The sequence below is a fragment of the Flavobacterium sp. CHNK8 genome (assembly GCF_019774515.1).
GTDB lineage: Bacteria > Bacteroidota > Bacteroidia > Flavobacteriales > Flavobacteriaceae > Flavobacterium > Flavobacterium tiangeerense.
In genome coordinates, this window is sequence record NZ_CP081492.1 from 2,313,952 (window position 1) to 2,333,857 (window position 19,906).

The following is a 19,906-nucleotide window of genomic DNA, read 5'->3' on the forward strand; positions in this document are numbered from 1 at the left end:
GTATCAGATGAATATTGGCTTTGAAGCAAAAAGAATCTTTCATAACAAAACAGGACTTGGTAACTATAGTCGTGATTTGATACGCTTACTAAGCCAATATTATCCTGATAATACTTATGCCTTGTACAATCCAAAAAAGGCATCACAAACATTATTTGAAACTAATAACATCAATGTTGTCGAGAAAAAACCTCAGTCTCTTTTTTACCAAAAATTTTATAATTTATGGAGACAAAAAGGAGTTATAAAGGATTTAACAAAAGATGGCATTACGATTTTTCATGGTTTATCTGGTGAAATTCCTTCTGGACTAAACCAAGCCAGTATAAAAAGTGTGGTTACCATTCACGATTTAATTTTTGTAAAATTTCCAAATTTATATTCCTTTTTTGATCGCAAAATTCACTTTTATAAATTCAACAAAGCTGCGCATCAAGCAGATGTGGTTATTGCAATTAGTGAACAAACAAAAGATGATATTGTTGAGTTTTTAAAAATTGATCCCGAAAAAATAAAGGTAATTTACCAAGGATGCCACGCTATTTTCAAAAAGGAATTCACTGAGAGCGATAAAAAAAAGGTTGTATCAAAATACAATCTGCCAAAAGAATTTATTCTTAACGTGGGTACTATTGAAACTAGAAAAAATATTTTAATAGCTGTTAAAACACTCCATAATATAGATACTTGTTTAGTAATTGTAGGTAAAGAAACCGATTATGCCATTGAAGTAAAAAGTTACATCAAGAAACACAATTTAGAACAAAAAGTAATCTTCTTGAAAGGACTAACTCTTGAAGAGCTGGCTATACTGTATCAACAAGCTAAGATTTTTGTTTATCCATCTTTATATGAAGGCTTTGGAATCCCTATTATTGAAGCATTATATTCAAAAACTCCAGTAATTACAACTCAAGGTGGGGTTTTCCCAGAAGCAGGCGGACCCAATTCCGTATATATTGACCCTACAAATGTAATAGATCTTGAAAATGCCATTCAAAAATTATTGGTAGACAAACAGCTTCGTAAAAATATGATAGAAAAAGGTTTTGAATTTGTGCAAAAATTTAATGATGAAAATATAGCTCGTCAAGTTATGAATGTATACCAGGAGCTGGAGAATGAATAGATTTACGTTGTAATTCCCACAGTTTTACATATTTCAAAAAACTTCCAAGTGCTGAAAACATACTCCATACGAATCCTTGGTAACCGTTTAAAAAATTTCTGTTAAATAAATATACTTTAATAAATTCAAGAGGGAATTTGAAAAGTAGTTTGATAAAATATGTTCTTTTACCTTTTTCAAACATAAACTCTCCACTTAACAAAGCATAATTCACACATTTACTGATTCCTTTTGTCACATCTTCACTAGTGTAATGCAGCATTTCATTTTCATAACTCCTTGTTTTTCCTTGTGCTATAACAGTTTCATGTACTTTATTTTCAATAAAAAAACCGTTTTTTTTATTAAATAGGCGAAGTACAGGACGTTTATTTTCAGTTCCAAACTTAAAAACTTTACCCAAAAAAACATGTGTTCTAGGTATTGTATACCCAACAAATTCAGAGGTAAAAACCGTATTTTGAATTTCGTTTACAAGTGAATCTGAGAGAACCTCATCAGCATCAATAGATAACACCCAATCGTTTTTGGTTTGTGACAATGCAAATTGTTTTTGTTTACCAAAGTTCTCAAACTTATGAAAAATGATTTTTGCTTTGTACAACAACCCTATTTGAACAGTTTCATCGCTACTTCCTGAATCTACTATTATAATTTCATCAGCCCAAAACAACTTTTCTAAACACCTTGCAATGTTTTGATTCTCGTTAAGAGTAATGATAAAAACAGATATCTTTTGGTTCATTTGATAGCATTATAAAAGGAAAATAAAATTATTTTTTCCAAAATTTGAGTCGCTTTTTTAAAGCTTGTTTTTTGTAAAAATGGGTGTAAAACTCTTTTGTGTATTGCATCATTGTAGAAAATACCTTTTCTTCTGGCTGTCCATAAAGCTTGGCATATTCATTACTAATAATCTGAATCATTTTTTCATCTGGTGTAAGTTTATGCATATTACGCATTCTTTTTTCAAATGACATTGTAGCATGAAACTTCATCCTATTTAAATCAACCAAATAAAAGTTATAATTGCCATCAGCATCAACTTTTACAAGAGTATTTGCTTGTGAATGATCTAAAAATTCAATCCCTTCTTCATGCAATTTAAACGTAAACTGAGCAATACCTCGCAACATTTTATCTTTGTCTAAATGAGGGAGATCATGAAAAATACTTTCAAAAGTAAAATCGTGATTTAAATGTTCGGATACATAATAACTATCTCGTAATAAAACACCTTTAAAATTTTCCTTGTAAGCAATAGGTTTTGGAGTACCAATGCCTTTCTTACTCAAAATAGAAGCATTTTCAAATGACCGTTTGGCCTTTGACTTTCGAAAATATTTATAAATAAAACCATTTAAAATAATGGGGATTTTAAATGATTTAATGTTAATAATTTCTCCATTGTAACTAAACGTTTTTATCGTATTGCGTTTCCCACCAAAGAAAATTGTTCCTGTTTGAGAAAAGTTTTTAATGATTGCTTGTAATTCTTCGTCCATTTGACAAATATATTAAACTGAAATGTATTACCGAATGTATAAATTATTTTTCTTATTGAGTTCAAATGTTTTTGAACTCGAACTTAAATCAAGAAAACGTAGTACTTTCATAAATTAATAATGCTCAAGCAAGTTCAAATCTAATCTTAAAAGATCAATTTTACACAAAAAAGACATTCCAGAGAGATTTGATTATCTAAAAATTAAAATTACATTTGCTTTAATAACAATAAAAAAAACACGGTACAATAATGTAATTGATGGTGTTTTACTAGAGTTTAATTTAAAATATGCCACAACCTACAATCAGCTTAATTATTTCAACCTACAACTGGGAAAGCGCACTTTATTTATGTTTGTCAAGTGTATTATATCAAAAAGTACTCCCAAACGAAGTTATAATAGCTGATGATGGTTCCTGTGAACGAACTCGAGAAGTTGTTACCTTTTTCCAAAAAAAATTCCCTGTGCCATTACATCACGTTTGGCATGAGGACAATGGTTTTCAATTGGCAAAAATTAGAAACAAAGCAATAAAGAAAGCACAGTTTGAATACGTCATTCAAGTTGATGGAGATCTTATTTTAAACAAAAATTTCATAAAAGATCATCTGAAATTTGCTAAGAAAGAACATTTTGTTAGAGGCAGCAGAACAAGAATGGGAATTAGTTTGTCTCAAAAACTATTAGAAACAAAATCAATACACTTTTCACTGTTTAATAGTGATATCAAAAATCGTTTTAACGGATTTAGAAACTATTATATTGCTAAACTACTTGCAACACCTCAGCAAAATTCTAGAAAAATGCTGGGCTGCAATATGGCCTATTGGAGAGAAGATGCTTTAAAAATAAATGGTTATGAAAATAATCTTATTGGTTGGGGACATGAAGATGAAGAATTTGCAACTCGATTGATAAACAACTCGGTTTACAAAATTAAAATGAAACATTACGGTTTTGTTAACCATATCTATCATCCCGAACGCGCACGAGAAAATGAAGTTGCACATAATGATTTAATACAAGAAGTGATTTCAAGCAATAAAAAAAAAGCTACCAACGGAATTAACGAATTATAATAAAATGACAGTTTCATTAATAATAGCTACCTACAACTGGCCTGAAGCACTACTTTTAGTATTGAAAAGTATTGAAAACCAATCTGTTTTACCTAATGAAATCCTGATTGCAGATGATGGATCAAGAGAGGAAACTAAAAACTTAATTTCGGCCTTTAGCAAAAATTCAAGACTAAATATTGTTCATATTTGGCATGAAGATAAAGGTTTTCGACTAGCCAAAATAAGAAATAAAGCCATAGCAAATGCAAAATTTGAATACATCATTCAAGTTGATGGTGACGTTATTTTGCACAAAAATTACATTAAAGATCATCTGAAAAATGCCAAGAAAAACAGTTTTTTAACTGGACCTCGGGTATTACTTTCAAAGGAAACTACGATCAAAACCTTAAAAAATGAAAAGATTTTTTTTAATCCTTTTTCAAAAAAAATAAAAAACAGATTCAACGCCGTGTATTTACCTTTTGTAAATTGTTTTATAAATTCAAAAACAGCACCAATTGAAAAATTAATATTTAAAGTTAGAGGGTGCAACATGAGTTTTTGGCGTAACGATTTACTTGAAGTTAACGGCTATGACGAACAGTTTACCACCTGGGGAAGAGAAGACTCAGAAATTGCTTCCCGACTAATAAAAAAAGGAGTTGGTTTAAAAAAATTAAGATTAGCAGGAATTCAATATCATCTACATCACAATGAGCAAGATAAAAACAACATTGGACAAAATAATGCTATATTAGACAAGAATAAGTCAACATCTTCTTTTTGGTGCGAAAATGGAATTGTAAAAGAAAATAAATAAACTTTAACGTAAATAAACTTAATACTTTCTAAATTCATAAAACATTAAATTTATTGTTCTTTTTATCTTAAATTAAAATTAAAGGGAGATAGTCAATACTAATATAACACAAAAAAGGCCTGTCATTTTATAAAAATAAAGACCTCATTTTAGTATTCTTTCTTTAACTTAGGGATAAATAATAGCAATAAGTTCATTACTCCTTTTAAAATTAACCATGTAATTTTATGTTGCTTGATGTGTAAAAAATGCTGAAATCTTTTGGAATTAAAATCTATTTTATTTTCATATTGACTTATAAAAGCAGAGAAATATTTTTGATATGTTTGATTTCTTTCCTCTTGAATTATTTTTGCAAATTTTGGATCATAAGAAATCCCATTACAATCAAAAACAGAAACCACTTTATTTAAATATTTATATGGCACATTTTTATAGCAATGTGTATATACAAAAAATTCCCAGTCTGAAGAGACTTTAAAATTTTCATTATAATAAAAATGCTCGTCAAAAAGCTTTTTTCTTATAAAAGTAGATTGGTGACTTATAGTCCGGTAATAAAAAAAAGTAAAATCTAATTTTTCAGGATATTTTATTATTTTTTTATGTTGATCATGCCTAGAATTATAATTATCCCCATAATAAACATCAAACTCATCATTCAGCATTGGTGTAATCTCCTCTAAAACAGAGTCGTTACTAAAACAATCACCTCCATTCATAAAAATAACAAACTCCCCTTTAGAAGCTCTTATTCCTTTGTTCATTGCATTGTAAATTCCTGCATCAGGTTCACTAACCCAAAATGAAATTTTATCTTGATATTTTTTTATAACATCCTTACTACCATCTGTACTTCCTCCGTCTATTATAATAAATTCAAAATCTTTCCAAGATTGATTTATAACACTTTTGATTGTTTTCTCTAAGCTTTCCTTTTCATTATAATTAACCGTAATTATCGATATTTTACTCATCTTAAAATTTAAATCTGAATTAAATTAAAATTTCTCATTATAAACTTTCGTTATTCCTTCTCTAAGTTCGATAGAATATTTCCAACCCAAACTATTTAATTTAGTCGTATCAGTAAGTTTTCTAGGTGTACCGTCAGGCTTTGTAACATCAAAGACAACATTACCTTTAAAACCAACAATATCCTTTATTAAAAATGCTAAATCAGAAATAGAAATTTCTTTACCCGAGCCAATATTTACAAATCCTTTATCATTATAATTTTGCATTAAATACACACAAGCATTGGCCATATCTGATGCGTGTAAAAATTCTCTTAATGGATTTCCTGTCCCCCAAACAAGTACTTCTTTTTCATTGTTTTGTTTTGCTTCATGAAATTTTCGCAATAATGCTGGTAATACATGAGAATTTTGCAAGTCATAATTATCATTAAATCCGTATAAATTGGTTGGCATTACAGATATGAAATTACAACCGTATTGATCTCGGTAAGCGTCACACATTTTTATACCTGCAATTTTTGCAATAGCATACGGTTCATTCGTTTCTTCTAAAATCCCTGTTAAGAGGTACTCTTCTTTCAAAGGTTGTGGTGCCATTTTTGGATAAATACAAGTAGATCCAAGAAAAAGCAATTTCTTTACACCTGTTTTATAACTTTGATGAATGACATTACTTTGAATGAGAATATTTTCATAAATAAAATCAGCTCTGTAGGTATTATTAGCTATTATACCACCCACTTTTGCAGCGGCAAGAAAAACGTACTCCGGCATTTCGATTTCGAAAAAACGGGCTACAGCATTTTGATCGATTAAGTTAAGTTCAACTGACGTCCTAGTAATAATATTAGTGAATCCCTTATTTTCTAAATCTTTAACAATTGCACTACCTACCATCCCACGATGCCCAGCTACATATATTTTTGAATTGAGTTTCATATTTTTTTGAATAACTATTGTTTAAAATTTTTAAAATATTTTTCTTTTTTAAAAATTTCTAAATCAGATTGCATCATTTCGCTAACCAACATATTTAAGGTGTACTTTGGAGACCAACCTAATTTTGTTCTTGCTTTTGTATTATCTCCAATTAGCAATTCAACTTCTGTTGGCCTGAAATAAACAGGATCAATTTTAACAACAATTTGTCCTACTTTAAAAGTATAATCTGGGTTAGAAGTAGATCTTACTGTACCCGTTTCGTTAATACCTTCTCCATTAAAATCCAATTCTACTCCAACTTCCCTAAAGGCCATTGTAATAAACTCTCGAACTGTGGTTGTTACACCTGTAGAGATAACAAAGTCCTCAGGTATATCTTGCTGTAATATCAACCACATAGCCTCTACATAATCCTTGGCGTGCCCCCAATCTCTTTGAGAATCTATATTACCCATATATAATGTATCCTGCATCCCTAATGCCATTTGAGCTACTCCACGCGTAATTTTTCTAGTGACAAAGGTCTCTCCTCTTAAAGGACTTTCATGATTGAATAAGATACCGTTGCACGCAAACATATTATATGCTTCTCGATAATTTACTGTAATCCAATAGGCATAAAGCTTTGCAACAGCATACGGAGAACGAGGGTAAAAAGGTGTAGACTCTTTTTGAGGAACTTCTTGAACCAATCCATATAACTCTGATGTTGATGCTTGATATATTTTTGTCTTATCAGTCAGTCCTAGTAACCTTACAGCATCAAGGATTCTTAAAGTACCAATTCCGTCAGCATTTGCTGTATATTCTGGTATATCAAAACTCACTTTTACGTGGCTCATTGCACCCAAATTATATATTTCATCCGGTTGTGTTTCTTGAATAATACGAATCAAGTTTGTAGAATCGCTCAAATCACCATAATGCAATTTAAAATGCTGATTATCCACATGAGGATCTTCATAAATATGATCAATTCTTTGTGTATTAAATAAAGAACTTCTCCTTTTTATACCGTGAACCATGTAACCTTTAGACAATAATAATTCAGCTAAATATGCACCGTCTTGCCCCGTAATACCTGTTACTAATGCTACTTTCATATTTTTATATTTTTTTTATTGCTATTTCTATATTTAATCTCAATTTCATAAAATTAATTACAAGCAACTTTAGAAATTGTACTAAACAAATAACGTTTCGTAAATAATCATGTCAAATAAATTACAAAAAAATTATAAGAATGCTTTTTTAAATTAAAACATTTATTTAACAATAATTTTCATCTAAATAAATAATTTAACAATTACGCAAATGTAGTTTTATTTAGTAAAGAAACAATTTTAATAAATAACAAAAAGATACCTATTTAAACTAATAAAAACTAATCTACTTGAGAATATTTCATCACTATTACTAAAAATTATCATAATAACTAAAAAAAAATCTGTGTAAACATTTTATTAAATACCATACATATTTTACTAAATCAACATCAAAAAATTTTAACCAAGTAGTTTTATATTTATGAAAATCTTATATTTCCTTTTATGATGTTATACTTATAATACAATAGCGGAAGAGACCTATAGTATAATAATAATTTTTATTCGTTCCTTTGCGAAGTATAAAATTGTCACTTATATTTTAAATCAAAATGGAAAATCATAACGAAGAAATACATAACGCTTTCGAAATAATAAAAGAAGGAGGTATTATTTTATACCCAACAGACACCGTTTGGGGCATAGGTTGCGACGCCACAAATCCTGAAGCTGTTGCCAAAATATACAAACTCAAACAAAGAGCCGAAACTCAAAGCATGATTGTTTTGATGAACGGAGAAAAAATGATGTACAATGTTTTTAAGGATATTCCTGAAGTAGCCTGGCAAATTATTGATCTTTCCGAAAAACCTACGACCATAATCTTAGACAAACCAAGAAATGTAGCTCCAAATTTAGTTTCAGGAGACAACTCATTGGGAATCCGTATTGTAAAAGAGCCATTTTGCTTCAAATTGATGGAAAAGATGAGAAAGCCACTGGTTTCAACATCAGCAAATATCTCCGGACAACCTACTCCTATTGCATTTAAAGATATTAGTCCAGAAATTATAAAAGGTGTGGACTATGTTGTAAATTTGCATCGCGAAAAAATCGCCGGTAAACCTTCGACAATTATAAAACTGACGAACGATTCTCAGGTGAAAGTAATTCGAAAATAGTTTGCAGTATTCAGTTTCTAGTTTTCAGTTTAACAACTTTAGACTTTAGACTTTAAACATTTTTAAAATGAGCATTAAAACTTCATATAAAGAAGCCTTAAATAAAAAAATTTTCAAAGTTATCTCACAAGCATCTCAAGAACTTAACGTAGATAGTTATGTAATTGGTGGTTTTGTTAGAGATTTACTTTTGAATAGAGACTTTAAAAAAGACATTGATATTGTTGCCGTTGGCAGCGGAATTGAGTTGGCTTTAAAAGTATCTCAATTACTACCAAATAAGCCAAAGGTTCAGGTTTTCAAAACCTACGGAACGGCAATGTTGCGCTTTGAAGACACCGAAATCGAATTTGTAGGCGCTAGAAAAGAATCCTATCAGTCTGATAGTCGCAATCCTATTGTTGAAAACGGTACACTTCAAGACGATCAAAACCGCCGCGATTTCACAATCAATGCGCTTGCCTTAGCTTTGAACAAAGATAATTTTGGAGAATTATTAGACCCCTTTAACGGTCTTGAAGATTTAAAAAACAAAATAATTAAAACACCCTTGGATCCAGATATTACTTTTTCTGATGATCCTTTGCGTATGTTGAGGGGCATTCGTTTTGCGAACCAATTGGGCTTTGATATAGAAGAAAATTCGTTTCAATCCATCACAAAGAATGCAGAGCGAATCAAAATTATCTCAGGAGAACGTATAGTAGACGAATTGAATAAAATACTTTCAACAGATCAACCTTCAATAGGATTTTTACATTTGTTCAAAACAGGACTTTTAAACATTATTCTTCCCGAGTTAACGGCTTTGAATCAAGTTGAAGAAATAGAAGGTCACACCCACAAAAATAATTTCTACCACACGCTGGAAGTGGTTGACAATATTTGCCCAAATACGGATGACGTTTGGCTCCGCTGGTCTGCATTATTGCATGATATAGGAAAAGCTCCAACAAAACGTTTTAATAAAAAACAAGGTTGGACATTTCACGGACATGAATTCCTAGGAGGAAAAATGGCAAAAAAAATATTTGAACGTTTGCACATGCCATTAAATCATAAAATGAAGTTTGTTCAAAAAATGGTCATGATGAGTTCGCGTCCAATTGTTTTGTCACAAGACACGGTTACAGATTCTGCTGTGCGCCGCTTGGTGTTTGATGCTGGTGAGGACGTAGAAAACTTAATGACACTGTGCGAAGCGGATATCACAACAAAAAACCCAAACAAATTTAAAAAGTACCACAAAAACTTTGAAATAGTTCGAAAAAAAATTGTGGAAGTTGAGGAACGTGATCAAGTACGTAATTTTCAACCGCCAATATCTGGTGAGGAAATTATGGAGCATTTTAACATAAAACCCTCTAGGGAAATTGGCCTCATAAAAGAAGCCATAAAAGAGGCAATTCTTGAGGGTGAAATCCCAAACGAATATGATGCAGCTTTTGATTTTATGCTAAAAAAAGCATCTAAATTAGGTTTAGTCAAAGTTTAACTATTGTCTAGTGACCTACTCCATAGAAATGAGATAATTTTACAACAAAATAGAATTCCTGTGCAAAAATACTTTCTAAAATCCGCAAAAATAGCTCTCGTTTTAGTTTATCTAGTCATCTTTGCAGGTGCCTTTGTTCGATTAACTGGTTCAGGAATGGGCTGCCCAGACTGGCCTAAATGTTTTGGGTATTACATTCCACCAACAGACCAAAAAGAGCTTCTTTTTACACCGAATAAGGAGTATAATAGAGGACAAGTAATCATAAAAGAAGAATCGTTATTAGTTGCTAAAGAGGATTTTGTTGCTAAAGAAAATTTTGAAACATCTAATTGGACACCTTATCAAAAACACGATTATGCAATTTTTAATCCCATTCATACTTGGGTTGAATACATCAACCGCCTACTAGGGGCGTTAGCGGGCATAGCTTGTATAGTAACACTGGTTCTCTCCTTTAGTTATAGAAAAAAACAAAAGAGCCTTATTTACTTATCTTTTATAGTCTGTTTATTGATGGCATTTCAGGCTTGGCTCGGTAAAACAGTGGTAGATTCTGTACTCAGTCCGTATAAAATTACCACACACATGCTGGCAGCTTTGTTAATTCTAGCGATTCAACTTGTGGTTATTTACAGCGTGAAAACAAATAACAAAACTGTTACTTTTAATACCAAATTTAACGCCTTTTTACTCTTAGCACTAGTTCTTACTCTTGTTCAAATTGTATTGGGTACAGATGTTAGAGAACAAGTAGATATTATTTCAAAAACAGGAGCTCCAGAGGTCATGTGGCTCCAAAATCCAACTGTTGTATTTTACATTCACAGATCTTTTTCGATACTTGTGTTTGCGCTCAACGGTTATTTATTCTTCATAAACAGGAAATTAAATCTAAATGCGAGCAAACAAAATTGGGTTATGTTTTTGCTTTTCGTCGAAATTATTACTGGTATAAGTATGTATTATTTTGATTTTCCTTTTGGTACACAAACTATCCATATCGTTATAGCAACCCTACTTTTTGGGGTTCAATTTTACCTGGTTTTAGAGTCTTATTTGCAAAGAAAAAAACAACTTTAAAATCCGTCCTTGACTATATTGTCACATCTATTTTTGCTTACTAATTATTAAAATGTCTAAACTTGCAGCTCAAGATAAATTTTTAGATTTATCAGATTACGGGAGATTTTTCGGAAGATTTCTTGCCAACCAATTAAAAGATACACGCTTCACTCCCATTCATGTTACACTCCTTTTTGGCATTTCTGGACTACTTGCCATTTACAGTATTTTGCAAGGACATTACTTTTGGGCGGCCTTTTTTTTACTCTTAAAATCAGGAATTGATGCTGCCGATGGTGAGCTTGCCAGATTAAAAAAAACACCTTCTTACACGGGTAGATATCTTGACAGTGTGTTTGATATTATATTGAATTTTTTATTTTTAATGACTATTTGCTATGTCTCTAAAACTACTTTACTTCCTACAATTTTAGCGTTTATTGGTATTCAATTACAAGGCACATTATACAATTATTACTATGTTATTTTACGAACAAAATCAGTAGGAGGAGATACAACGAGTAAAATTTTTGAACATAAATCTCCGCGTGCATTACCAGGAGAAAGTCAAAAATCAGTTGATATTCTATTTACCATCTACACTGTAGTTTATGGAGTTTTTGATAAAATAATTCATGCTCTTGATCCTGATGCTTACAAGGTAAAAACGTTCCCAAACTGGTTTATGACCTTGCTTTCAATTTACGGATTAGGCTTTCAATTATTACTTATTGCAGCTTTACTTGCTCTTGATTGCATTGAGTACATCATTCCTTTCTTTATCTTTTATACTTCCTTCATTTTAGTATTAATAGGTATTAGAAAACTTGTTTTCAAGGTATAAACCCACCATAGACAACATCTATACCGATTACTTAAATGCCACGTTACCATTATTTTAAAACAAAACACTTACAGCTCTAATTCAACACCTTTATTTCAATTCAATATATTTTAGTAGCGACTATTAAATACTAATTGCTATTGGAATTATGCAATACATTTAAAGAATTGTATAACATTCAAGCAGCTTAAATTCACCAAATTTGTGAAGAACAAATAGTAATTTAAAACTTAGATATTATGCCAAATTCAAATGAGATTAAAGGAACCTGGAATGAGTTGAAAGGAAAACTAAAACAAAAATTTGCTGATCTTACCGAAGATGATTTATTGTATGAAGAAGGTAAAGAAGATGTAATGTGGGGTAAATTACAACAAAAATTAGGCAAGACAGAAAAAGAAATTAAATCTTTACTTGACTAGTTTTTGATTATATGAACAAGTGTTTATAGTACTATTTTTAAAATATTCTTGATTTGAATTCTTTTTAAAAACAGTACTACAAACACTTTTTTTAGGACTACAAATTTATCCTATCCAAGTCTTAAAATCAGATACTTTTTCACGACTTACAATAACGTCATCTTCTTTGTAAGTTGGCAAAATAACTTTCAATCTGGAATTGCTATAAAGAACAATTTCTTTGATTGCCTTCATGGGAATTATGAACTTTCTGCTAATTCTGAAAAAATCTTTTGGATCTAATTCTTCTTCTAAATTTTCTAACGTAACATCAATTAAATAATTTCTGTTATCATACGTGTGAATGTAGGTTCCTTTATTTTCACTAAAAAAACATTCAATTTCATCTATAGAAATCACTTTTAAATGTTGCCCTATTTTTACCGTAAAACGCTTTTTATAGTTTTTTTCAAAAGGGTTAGCCAGCATTTTTTTGATTTGTTCAAAATCAATAGCGAGGTTTTGAACAGCTACTTCTTGCTTAGGCAAAAGCGATTTAAATTTGGCAACAGCCACTTCTAAATCATCTTCATCAATAGGTTTCAACAAGTAGTCAATACTATTCAATTTAAAAGCTCTCAATGCATATTCATCATAAGCCGTTGTAAAAATTACAGCACTTTTAATTTCAACTTTTTCAAAAATTTCAAATGACAATCCATCCGATAGTTGAATATCCAGAAAAATCAAATCAGGATGTTCGTTGTTAGAAAACCACTCTAATGCTTCTTCTACAGAATGAAGCATTACCTCAACCGCTAAACTTAATTTCTCAAGTTTTCTTTGCAGTAATCTGGCAGCTGGTTTTTCGTCTTCTATAATTATTGTTGTCATTTACTATTGGTAATTTGTTAATTGAATCGTTTGCGGTTTTTGTTTGGTTGAAAACTGTGAATGAATGCTTGCTTCACTCCCATTTATTGTTTTTCTCTTTTTCCATAAGCTCTTTTATTTTGCGTTCTTCCCAATTTCGGCCTAAAACTATTGCAGGCAAAAACACAGATAAACCATGAGACGCTAATCCAATGCCCCAAAATAAAGCAGTGGCAAAATTATTCCATTGAAAATAGCTTTCGCCAGTTTTAAGGTTTTGTGTATTCAACACTACAATCATAATGTTGATAACGATGTAAACTATAAGGTGCGTATAAAACCCCTTAATTTTTCGAACTCTTTTAAGTGCATTATCGTATGCTAATTGATCGTTTGTTGTCATGATTATTCGTAGGTATTTGTTTTATTGTTTTCTTCTTGAATGTATTGTTTTAGTTTTTTTTCTTCCCAATTCCGACCAAAAAATGGAAGCCAATTAAAGACTCTGATGGCGTGAAATAAAAGTCCAATACCCCAACTTCCAAAGGTCCAAAGAAAAAATATATGGTTTGGAGAATATCTAAAATTAATCAAGATTAGAATTCCATTTACAAGTACAAATGAAGCAAGGTGCGAATAAAACCCTTTTAACTCTTCAACTTGCTTTTTAGCGATTTGATATTGCTCAAATTCACTATTGTTTGGTTTATTTAGTTCCATTTGTTTGTTTTGTTTTTGTTTAAAATTTCTTGAACTTTTTGTTCTTCCCAATTTTTGCCGTAACCAAAGGTCTCGAGTGCATGAAACGTTAATCCCATTCCCCAGCCCAAAAGCGGGAACCAAAACCATTGAAAAGGATGTGGCGAACTCAGGTTAATAATAATCAAAACAGGGATCACGATACAATACGAAATTAAGTTCCCATAAAATCCTTTTAATCTTTCTACTCTTTCTTTAGCTCTTGCGTAGGCTAAATTTTCGTTGCTGATTGTGTTAATTTCCATAGCGGCTATTTGTTTGGTTAAAATCGGAATCAGTACTTTAAAGTCTGTTTCCGTTTGTTCTACTAAAACTTTTCTTTTTGATAGCAAGGCATATCGGCTTACAATGTTTTGCAATCCTACTCCTTGACGGTCTTGTAATACTTCTTTTTTTTGTAAATTATTTTGAACTACCAAGTAATTATCTTGAATGAATATGGTAATTTGCAATGGTTTATTCTCACTTACTACGTTGTGCTTGATGGTGTTTTCGAGTAATAACTGTAAAGATAATGGCACTACTTTAGCTTCTGAATTATCAAAATCAGTTGGTAAATGAAAGGTGATGCTGTTCTCGAAACGCATTTTCAATAAATTCATATACGTTTTGGCAAAAGCCAATTCCTCGGCTACACTTACTAATTCTTTGTCTTTTTGCTCTAAAACGTAGCGGTATATTTTAGACAAAGAAGTAGTAAATCGTTGGGCATTATCTGGATTTTCTTCAATCAAAGAACTCAAAACATTCAAACTATTGAACAAAAAATGCGGATCAATTTGGTTTTTTAAACTTTCGAATTTGGCATTGGCTGTACCTGCAATAATTTTTTGTTCTTTAACTTTATTCTCATTGTACGCTTTGTAAAACGAAATCGCGTGAACCGAAAGCGTGATGAAAAAAGTAATAATGATTGCAAATACATATTTTGACGGTTTTTCGTTTGCCAAAAAGTATTCAAATGTTTGATTTTCGAAAACTACAACTTCAAAAACATGCATCAAGAAAATAACCAGCAACGAGACTAAAAAGGAACCTATAAAACCCGCCACTAATCTCTTAATTGAAAAACGATCCGTAAAATAAGAGTCTAATTTTACAAACAAAACCGCATTTGCCGCATAAAGGGAAAACGTATAGAGGGCGGTAAACAAGAACTGGGTTACTAAATGGTGATCTAGTTTTACAGTGCTCCCCATGACTATGTTGATGATTTGCATAATAACAAATATCAACACGGTGAGTTTAATTACTTTTTGCAATTGTTTATAAAGTATGTTCATTTTAAGTATTGTTTTGTATGAAGCGAGATTCAGCAACGTCAATCGTTTTTATATTATTTACAATTTTTTTGAGCAAATTGAGCTCTCTCTAATCCCCATGAAGGTGAAAAAACTGTTTCAGGTTTAAAAGTAGCAAAAAGTCCAATAGCTTTTTCAATTTGCGCACACATTGGTTTGGTATCGGTTCCCCAGAATTTCGCTCCGCCTATTTCAAATTCAGCTTTACAAAACACCACTCTTGGGTTTTCTGGAGCAATTGCTTGAGCTTTTCCGTACAATTGCATCACGGGTCCTGCTAATTTTTGTCCGTTTGTCATGGGGTCAAATGCAATCCAGGCGGTATGAATCATGGCTTGAACTACAAGCAACTCAGCATTATTCGGATTTTTATCCATTTCAATATCTACTGCTTTCTGTGCTTTATTTAGGAGTAAACTTACCTGTTCTTTATCTTTTGTTGCAAAAGCAGCATTTGTGTTTACCAATGCCACATAATAATTAGGCAACCAGCTAGATTTTTCGGCGGCAGCAATTCTTTCAAATAAAGCCGATGCTTCGGTACTTTTTCCTTCACCCCATAATTGAAGTGCTTTGCCCATACCTTGCTCAAATTGGCCTTGAGCCGATACATAAGAACTGATAAACAATACGATGGTAACGATAATTTTAGTCATAATTCTTAAGGTTTTAATTGGTTTTGTGTTAACTGTTGCTTTCATAATTTTTTTGATTTTAAGATTATTTGATATGATGTTTGAAACGCTTTGTTTTAATTACATTTCAAAAGTAGATTGCTTTTAGCAGCTTAAAAATTGATTCCTACCGAACTGTAGTTTTTAATGGATGAGTTGTATTAATTTTAGTCGAAAGTCTTAAAGTCGAAAGTCTTAAAGTAACAAACGTATGTATCTATAAGGACTTTAGACCTTTGACTTTAGGACATTATGACTGTATTTATAAATTCCTTAATTGATTGTCTTTTTTATCGTTGCTGATGGTCCAAAAGAAACCGACAAAGAAAAAACGATCTGCTGTGGGAGTAATTTCTCTACGGTTGTAAATTCCAGCACTGTTTGGATTCTTGGCGTACTCATACCCAAAAACATTTTGAGTAGCTAAAACATTCGAAACTGAGAAATACAAAATCTTTTGTGGACTCAATAAATAGGCCCAGTTAAAACTCAAACTGTTGTATGCTTTGGTTTTTCCATTCATGAATTTTGTTTCATTTGGGTTGTTGTACGGGCGACCTGAACTGTAAGAATTCGTAAATCCTATTTGTGATTTCCAGTTTGTTATGAAATATTTTGTAACAATAGACAAACTGTGATCAGCAACAAAACTTGGGGTCAATTGAGCGCTAAAATTTTTATAATCTCTCTCCGTATCGATGTACGAATAGGAAACCCAGTATTCTAAGTTATTAATTGATTTTCCGTCTCTCCAAAACAAGTCCAATCCTTTTGCATATCCTAAACCTGAATTATTGAAAGTCGAATTATACAAAGGTGTTTCAGTATTAAATTTCACTAAATTGCTATACTCTTTGTAATAGGTTTCGGCACGAAATGTTTTTCCGTTTTTGTTGTACTGAAAATTTAAGATGTAATGCGATGCTTTTTCGCTTTCAAATTGATTGTTGCTCGCATATTTGATGTAATCTGCGCTTGGAGTTTGAGTAAAATTGCCATAAGCAAATGAAAACTGGCTGTTTTTGGCCATTTTATAAGCAAATGAAATTCGGGGTGTAATAGCCGTTTCGTTTAGTAAATCATTATTTGCTGCCCTTAACCCTACTTTTGCTGCCCATTTTTTTGAAAATAAAACATCAACTTCACTAAAAACAGCCGCTATGTTAGAAGTGTATACATTGGTGAAAACCGAACCTGAATTATCCCTAAAATCTTCGTTGAACTGCGTCATAAAATAATCAGCCCCAAAGGAAAGTTTGATCCTTTCTGAAAAACTTTTTCTTAGTTTGAATTTCAAATGGGCCGCATTTTCATCGTTTGCCACTTTATCAATATTCAAATTAATTTTATTATTGCTATAGCCATAACTCAACCCAGAAGTTAGCTGCCAGTTATTCCCAAAAACTCCTTTGTAAGACGTATTGAAATAAAAATTATTGTTGTTTAAATCCACTCTAATTTTCTCAGGAGCATTGATATTTTCCTGATTGACATCAAATTTGGAAGCATCAAAAGCGGCATATACTTTCAAAATTCCGTTGTTAAAATTATAACGATACACCGTTTCTCCAGAAAGGGACTGAAAAGGACTGTTCCAATCTACGTTTTGAGGAATCGCAGCTTGGTATGGAGCCAAATTAATGTAATTTGAATTCACACTCAGGGAACTTTTTTTCCATTTTTGGGTATTCCCAATTCCCAATCCTACAGTCATCAAACTAATTTCTGTTTTATTTTGGTCCGGCTCGTCCTGAGTATTAAGTAACAACACACTCGATAAAGCTTCACCATATTCTGCAGAGTAACCACCTGTTGAAAATGATATTCCGTTGAACAAAAATGGAGAAAATCGGCCACGAGTAGGCAAATTATTAGTACTTGCGCCATAAGGTTGCGCTACCCGAATCCCATCAACAAAAGTTTGGGTTTCATTAGCCTCGCCACCACGAACAAACAATCGTCCGTCCTCGCCTACCGTTTGTGTTCCCGGCAAGGTTTGTAAAGCTGCAATTATATTTCCTGCAGAACCTGCTGTAGTAACAATGTCTAAGGGTTTTAACACCGAAACTCTTGCTTTGTCTCCAGATTCTAATGTTCCAGCGGTAATAATAACAGCATCAAGAGCTGTCACACCTTCTTTTAGTTTAATGGTTTTATCAACAAATGCAGCCACATTAATTACTGTTTTTGAGGTTTCATAAATCAAAAAACTCACTACCAAAGTTTGATTTCCTGTTGTTGTGGTTGTAAAACTAAAACTACCTGTTTCGTTACTTGTGGCGCCATCATAGGTTCCTTCTATAAAAATGTTCGCCCCTGCAACGGGTTTTCCTTTTTCATCTACTACTTTACCAGAAATTGTACTTTGCGAAAAAAGAAGTGTTGTAACTAGTAAGCATAACAATGTGACTGTAGTTTTCATAATTATTGGTTTTTATGAAGCAAATGTATCTGAGAAAAAAAGGTTTGAAAACAGAACCTTACTGAACTGTTGAAAATGGATGCTGAGTTGTACTGTTTTTAATTTTGGAGTACTTTTACAAATTAACAAAAGGCTACAACAAGTAGAAATGCATGAGGGATAGTAGTGAAAATCCTTTTATAGCCCGTTGCAAAAAGGGCTATAAAAGATTGTAGCGAATAGCCCGACCGATAGTCTCGTTTTTTGGGACGAGACTATCGGGCATGCCCAAAATAAAAAACATAAGATGGAACCAAAAACGGAAAAAGAAAAAATGATTGCTGGCGAATACTATTTATCTGGTGATGCTGTGTTGATAAAAGAACGCCGACGTGCGAAGTTATTATTGCACCGCTTGAACGTAACGGAGTATCGGATGACTAAAAAAGCGCGCGAAATCATTCAGGAATTGATTCCTAATGCGGGTTTTAATTTATATATTGAACCTCCTTTTCATTGTGATTATGGATACAATATAACGTGTGGTGATAACGTATACTTTAACGTGAACTGTGTGGTACTGGATAGCGCACCTGTTGTAATAGGTTCGAATGTTTTTTTTGCGCCTAATGTGCAAGTGTATACGGCCACGCACCCGCTTGATGCTGAATTGCGAAAAACACATGAAAATGCTTTACCAATAACGATAGGCGATGATTGCTGGATAGGCGGCAATACGGTGATATGTCCCGGAGTTACTATTGGAAAAGGTTCAGTAATTGGCGCAGGATCTGTAGTGACAAAAGACATTCCAGATAATTCACTGGCGGTGGGAAATCCAGCAAAAGTGATTCGGAAATTGAATGTTTAGTGAAAGGTATCAAAGCTAATTACCCAAAATAAATTTTACTATATTTGTTTATACATTTAAAAAAAACATCATGAAACACCTTAAAACATTTCTAGTCTTGGCCCTTATTTTTGTTGCAAACTCAGTATCAGCACAATCTACTTTTGATAAATGGCCTGCCATAAAAGAATTTCACGGAGTATTATCAGAGACCTTTCATCCTGCCGAGGAGGGGAAATTGGCTCCTATAAAAGCACGCTCAGCAGAGTTATTAGCAAAAGCTACGAAAGTGCAAAAAACTGATATTCCTGCAGAATTTAGAACAGAAATCATTACTGAATTAGTAAATCGATTACAAGCCAAAAGTAAATCTTTACACCAACTTGTTACAAATAAAGGTACAGATGCTGAAATTGTAAAATCGATAACGGGGCTCCACGATATCTTTCATGATATAGTTGGTTTGTGTTCCGATTCAAAAAAATAAAAAACCGAAAGCCTGATCAACTGATTGGGCTTTTTTATGGCATAAACTGAAAAGGAACCAATCCTTATTTAGTTCAATTTCACAAC

21 protein-coding genes are annotated in these 19,906 nt (G+C 32.0%); 10 read left to right on the plus strand and 11 right to left on the minus strand.

Annotated elements, in window-relative coordinates; all coding sequences use genetic code 11:
- Nucleotides 1-7 precede the first annotated feature (7 nt).
- Nucleotides 8-1,129 carry a glycosyltransferase family 1 protein gene (locus tag K5V07_RS09885; protein WP_221917337.1) on the plus strand — a complete coding sequence of 374 codons (1,122 nt, stop codon included), beginning with the start codon at nt 8-10 and terminating at the stop codon, nt 1,127-1,129.
- Here the strand turns inward: K5V07_RS09885 and K5V07_RS09890 are convergent.
- Both K5V07_RS09890 and K5V07_RS09895 read right to left on the minus strand, forming a co-directional pair.
- Nucleotides 1,095-1,874 (minus strand): glycosyltransferase family 2 protein, encoded by a 780-nt coding sequence (locus K5V07_RS09890; RefSeq protein ID WP_221917338.1) that lies wholly within the window; start codon nt 1,872-1,874, stop codon nt 1,095-1,097. The two genes, K5V07_RS09885 and K5V07_RS09890, sit on opposite strands and share 35 nt — an antisense overlap.
- 28 nt (nt 1,875-1,902) lie before the next feature.
- Entirely contained in the window at nt 1,903-2,634 is a 732-nt protein-coding gene (locus tag K5V07_RS09895) for a lipopolysaccharide kinase InaA family protein (RefSeq protein ID WP_221917340.1), read from the minus strand.
- 290 nt (nt 2,635-2,924) lie between these two features.
- On the opposite strand from K5V07_RS09895, the gene K5V07_RS09900 reads away from it, so the two are divergent.
- A complete protein-coding gene (locus tag K5V07_RS09900) occupies nt 2,925-3,716 on the plus strand; it encodes a glycosyltransferase family 2 protein (RefSeq protein WP_221917341.1) in 792 nt (263 codons plus the stop codon).
- 4 nt (nt 3,717-3,720) lie between these two features.
- Nucleotides 3,721-4,521, plus strand: a complete 801-nt coding sequence (locus K5V07_RS09905; RefSeq protein ID WP_221917343.1) for a glycosyltransferase family 2 protein — start codon at nt 3,721-3,723, stop codon at nt 4,519-4,521.
- 149 nt (nt 4,522-4,670) lie between these two features.
- Here the strand turns inward: K5V07_RS09905 and K5V07_RS09910 are convergent, their stop codons facing one another.
- From K5V07_RS09910 to gmd, 3 genes are read right to left on the minus strand one after another with little or no spacing between them, the layout of a single operon-like run.
- Entirely contained in the window at nt 4,671-5,498 is an 828-nt protein-coding gene (locus K5V07_RS09910; RefSeq protein WP_221917345.1) for a glycosyltransferase family 2 protein, read from the minus strand.
- Nucleotides 5,499-5,522: 24 nt separating this feature from the next.
- The gene (locus tag K5V07_RS09915; protein WP_221917347.1) at nt 5,523-6,440 is read right to left on the minus strand and encodes a GDP-L-fucose synthase; all 918 of its coding nucleotides are present in this window, start codon (nt 6,438-6,440) and stop codon (nt 5,523-5,525) included.
- Nucleotides 6,441-6,454: 14 nt separating this feature from the next.
- Nucleotides 6,455-7,546 carry a GDP-mannose 4,6-dehydratase gene (gene gmd / locus K5V07_RS09920; protein ID WP_182652024.1) on the minus strand — a complete coding sequence of 364 codons (1,092 nt, stop codon included), beginning with the start codon at nt 7,544-7,546 and terminating at the stop codon, nt 6,455-6,457.
- A gap of 554 nt (nt 7,547-8,100) precedes the next feature.
- On the opposite strand from gmd, the gene K5V07_RS09925 reads away from it, so the two are divergent.
- The 5 genes from K5V07_RS09925 to K5V07_RS09945 all read left to right on the plus strand — a co-directional run bounded on the left by K5V07_RS09925 (nt 8,101) and on the right by K5V07_RS09945 (nt 12,496).
- Entirely contained in the window at nt 8,101-8,670 is a 570-nt protein-coding gene (locus K5V07_RS09925) for an L-threonylcarbamoyladenylate synthase (RefSeq protein ID WP_221917348.1), read from the plus strand.
- A 67-nt stretch (nt 8,671-8,737) separates the two neighbouring features.
- The gene (locus tag K5V07_RS09930) at nt 8,738-10,165 is read left to right on the plus strand and encodes a CCA tRNA nucleotidyltransferase (RefSeq protein WP_221917349.1); all 1,428 of its coding nucleotides are present in this window, start codon (nt 8,738-8,740) and stop codon (nt 10,163-10,165) included.
- A 60-nt stretch (nt 10,166-10,225) separates the two neighbouring features.
- On the plus strand, nt 10,226-11,248 hold the full coding sequence (locus tag K5V07_RS09935) for a heme A synthase (RefSeq protein ID WP_221917351.1): 1,023 nt from the start codon (nt 10,226-10,228) through the stop codon (nt 11,246-11,248).
- Between the two features lie 52 nt (nt 11,249-11,300).
- Nucleotides 11,301-12,074, plus strand: coding sequence for a CDP-alcohol phosphatidyltransferase family protein (locus tag K5V07_RS09940; RefSeq protein ID WP_182650299.1), 774 nt, complete (start codon nt 11,301-11,303; stop codon nt 12,072-12,074).
- Nucleotides 12,075-12,313: 239 nt separating this feature from the next.
- Nucleotides 12,314-12,496, plus strand: coding sequence for a CsbD family protein (locus K5V07_RS09945; protein WP_086453503.1), 183 nt, complete (start codon nt 12,314-12,316; stop codon nt 12,494-12,496).
- Between the two features lie 105 nt (nt 12,497-12,601).
- On the opposite strand, the gene K5V07_RS09950 is transcribed toward K5V07_RS09945, so the two are convergent.
- The 6 genes from K5V07_RS09950 to K5V07_RS09975 form a co-directional block, all read right to left on the minus strand.
- Nucleotides 12,602-13,369, minus strand: a complete 768-nt coding sequence (locus K5V07_RS09950) for a LytTR family DNA-binding domain-containing protein (protein WP_182650300.1) — start codon at nt 13,367-13,369, stop codon at nt 12,602-12,604.
- A 73-nt stretch (nt 13,370-13,442) separates the two neighbouring features.
- Nucleotides 13,443-13,751: a 2TM domain-containing protein gene (locus tag K5V07_RS09955; protein WP_144892734.1), complete on the minus strand. Its 309-nt coding sequence runs from the start codon at nt 13,749-13,751 to the stop codon at nt 13,443-13,445.
- Nucleotides 13,752-13,753: 2 nt separating this feature from the next.
- The gene (locus K5V07_RS09960) at nt 13,754-14,068 is read right to left on the minus strand and encodes a 2TM domain-containing protein (protein ID WP_144892736.1); all 315 of its coding nucleotides are present in this window, start codon (nt 14,066-14,068) and stop codon (nt 13,754-13,756) included.
- Nucleotides 14,059-15,390 carry a 2TM domain-containing protein gene (locus K5V07_RS09965; RefSeq protein ID WP_221917353.1) on the minus strand — a complete coding sequence of 444 codons (1,332 nt, stop codon included), beginning with the start codon at nt 15,388-15,390 and terminating at the stop codon, nt 14,059-14,061. Before K5V07_RS09965 ends, K5V07_RS09960 begins: the two co-directional genes overlap by 10 nt.
- A 53-nt stretch (nt 15,391-15,443) precedes the next feature.
- Nucleotides 15,444-16,064, minus strand: coding sequence for a hypothetical protein (locus K5V07_RS09970; protein WP_221918175.1), 621 nt, complete (start codon nt 16,062-16,064; stop codon nt 15,444-15,446).
- Nucleotides 16,065-16,344: 280 nt separating this feature from the next.
- Entirely contained in the window at nt 16,345-18,504 is a 2,160-nt protein-coding gene (locus tag K5V07_RS09975; protein ID WP_221917358.1) for a TonB-dependent receptor domain-containing protein, read from the minus strand.
- 286 nt (nt 18,505-18,790) lie between these two features.
- On the opposite strand from K5V07_RS09975, the gene K5V07_RS09980 reads away from it, so the two are divergent.
- On the plus strand, nt 18,791-19,354 hold the full coding sequence (locus K5V07_RS09980) for a sugar O-acetyltransferase (protein ID WP_221917359.1): 564 nt from the start codon (nt 18,791-18,793) through the stop codon (nt 19,352-19,354).
- Between the two features lie 70 nt (nt 19,355-19,424).
- On the plus strand, nt 19,425-19,820 hold the full coding sequence (locus tag K5V07_RS09985; protein ID WP_221917360.1) for a hypothetical protein: 396 nt from the start codon (nt 19,425-19,427) through the stop codon (nt 19,818-19,820).
- Nucleotides 19,821-19,906: the final 86 nt, after the last annotated feature.

Bases quoted from the DNA above. Each gene is read 5' to 3' on its own strand.
- K5V07_RS09975 (WP_221917358.1), bottom strand. From the start codon at position 18,504: ATGAAAACTACAGTCACATTGTTATGCTTACTAGTTACAACACTTCTT.
- K5V07_RS09985 (WP_221917360.1), top strand. From the start codon at position 19,425: ATGAAACACCTTAAAACATTTCTAGTCTTGGCCCTTATTTTTGTTGCA.
- K5V07_RS09915 (WP_221917347.1), bottom strand. From the start codon at position 6,440: ATGAAACTCAATTCAAAAATATATGTAGCTGGGCATCGTGGGATGGTA.
- K5V07_RS09945 (WP_086453503.1), top strand. From the start codon at position 12,314: ATGCCAAATTCAAATGAGATTAAAGGAACCTGGAATGAGTTGAAAGGA.
- K5V07_RS09980 (WP_221917359.1), top strand. From the start codon at position 18,791: ATGGAACCAAAAACGGAAAAAGAAAAAATGATTGCTGGCGAATACTAT.
- K5V07_RS09925 (WP_221917348.1), top strand. From the start codon at position 8,101: ATGGAAAATCATAACGAAGAAATACATAACGCTTTCGAAATAATAAAA.
- K5V07_RS09940 (WP_182650299.1), top strand. From the start codon at position 11,301: ATGTCTAAACTTGCAGCTCAAGATAAATTTTTAGATTTATCAGATTAC.
- K5V07_RS09960 (WP_144892736.1), bottom strand. From the start codon at position 14,068: ATGGAACTAAATAAACCAAACAATAGTGAATTTGAGCAATATCAAATC.
- K5V07_RS09950 (WP_182650300.1), bottom strand. From the start codon at position 13,369: ATGACAACAATAATTATAGAAGACGAAAAACCAGCTGCCAGATTACTG.
- K5V07_RS09900 (WP_221917341.1), top strand. From the start codon at position 2,925: ATGCCACAACCTACAATCAGCTTAATTATTTCAACCTACAACTGGGAA.
- K5V07_RS09955 (WP_144892734.1), bottom strand. From the start codon at position 13,751: ATGACAACAAACGATCAATTAGCATACGATAATGCACTTAAAAGAGTT.
- K5V07_RS09910 (WP_221917345.1), bottom strand. From the start codon at position 5,498: ATGAGTAAAATATCGATAATTACGGTTAATTATAATGAAAAGGAAAGC.
- K5V07_RS09895 (WP_221917340.1), bottom strand. From the start codon at position 2,634: ATGGACGAAGAATTACAAGCAATCATTAAAAACTTTTCTCAAACAGGA.
- K5V07_RS09965 (WP_221917353.1), bottom strand. From the start codon at position 15,390: ATGAACATACTTTATAAACAATTGCAAAAAGTAATTAAACTCACCGTG.
- K5V07_RS09970 (WP_221918175.1), bottom strand. From the start codon at position 16,064: ATGACTAAAATTATCGTTACCATCGTATTGTTTATCAGTTCTTATGTA.
- gmd (WP_182652024.1), bottom strand. From the start codon at position 7,546: ATGAAAGTAGCATTAGTAACAGGTATTACGGGGCAAGACGGTGCATAT.
- K5V07_RS09885 (WP_221917337.1), top strand. From the start codon at position 8: ATGAATATTGGCTTTGAAGCAAAAAGAATCTTTCATAACAAAACAGGA.
- K5V07_RS09930 (WP_221917349.1), top strand. From the start codon at position 8,738: ATGAGCATTAAAACTTCATATAAAGAAGCCTTAAATAAAAAAATTTTC.
- K5V07_RS09905 (WP_221917343.1), top strand. From the start codon at position 3,721: ATGACAGTTTCATTAATAATAGCTACCTACAACTGGCCTGAAGCACTA.
- K5V07_RS09890 (WP_221917338.1), bottom strand. From the start codon at position 1,874: ATGAACCAAAAGATATCTGTTTTTATCATTACTCTTAACGAGAATCAA.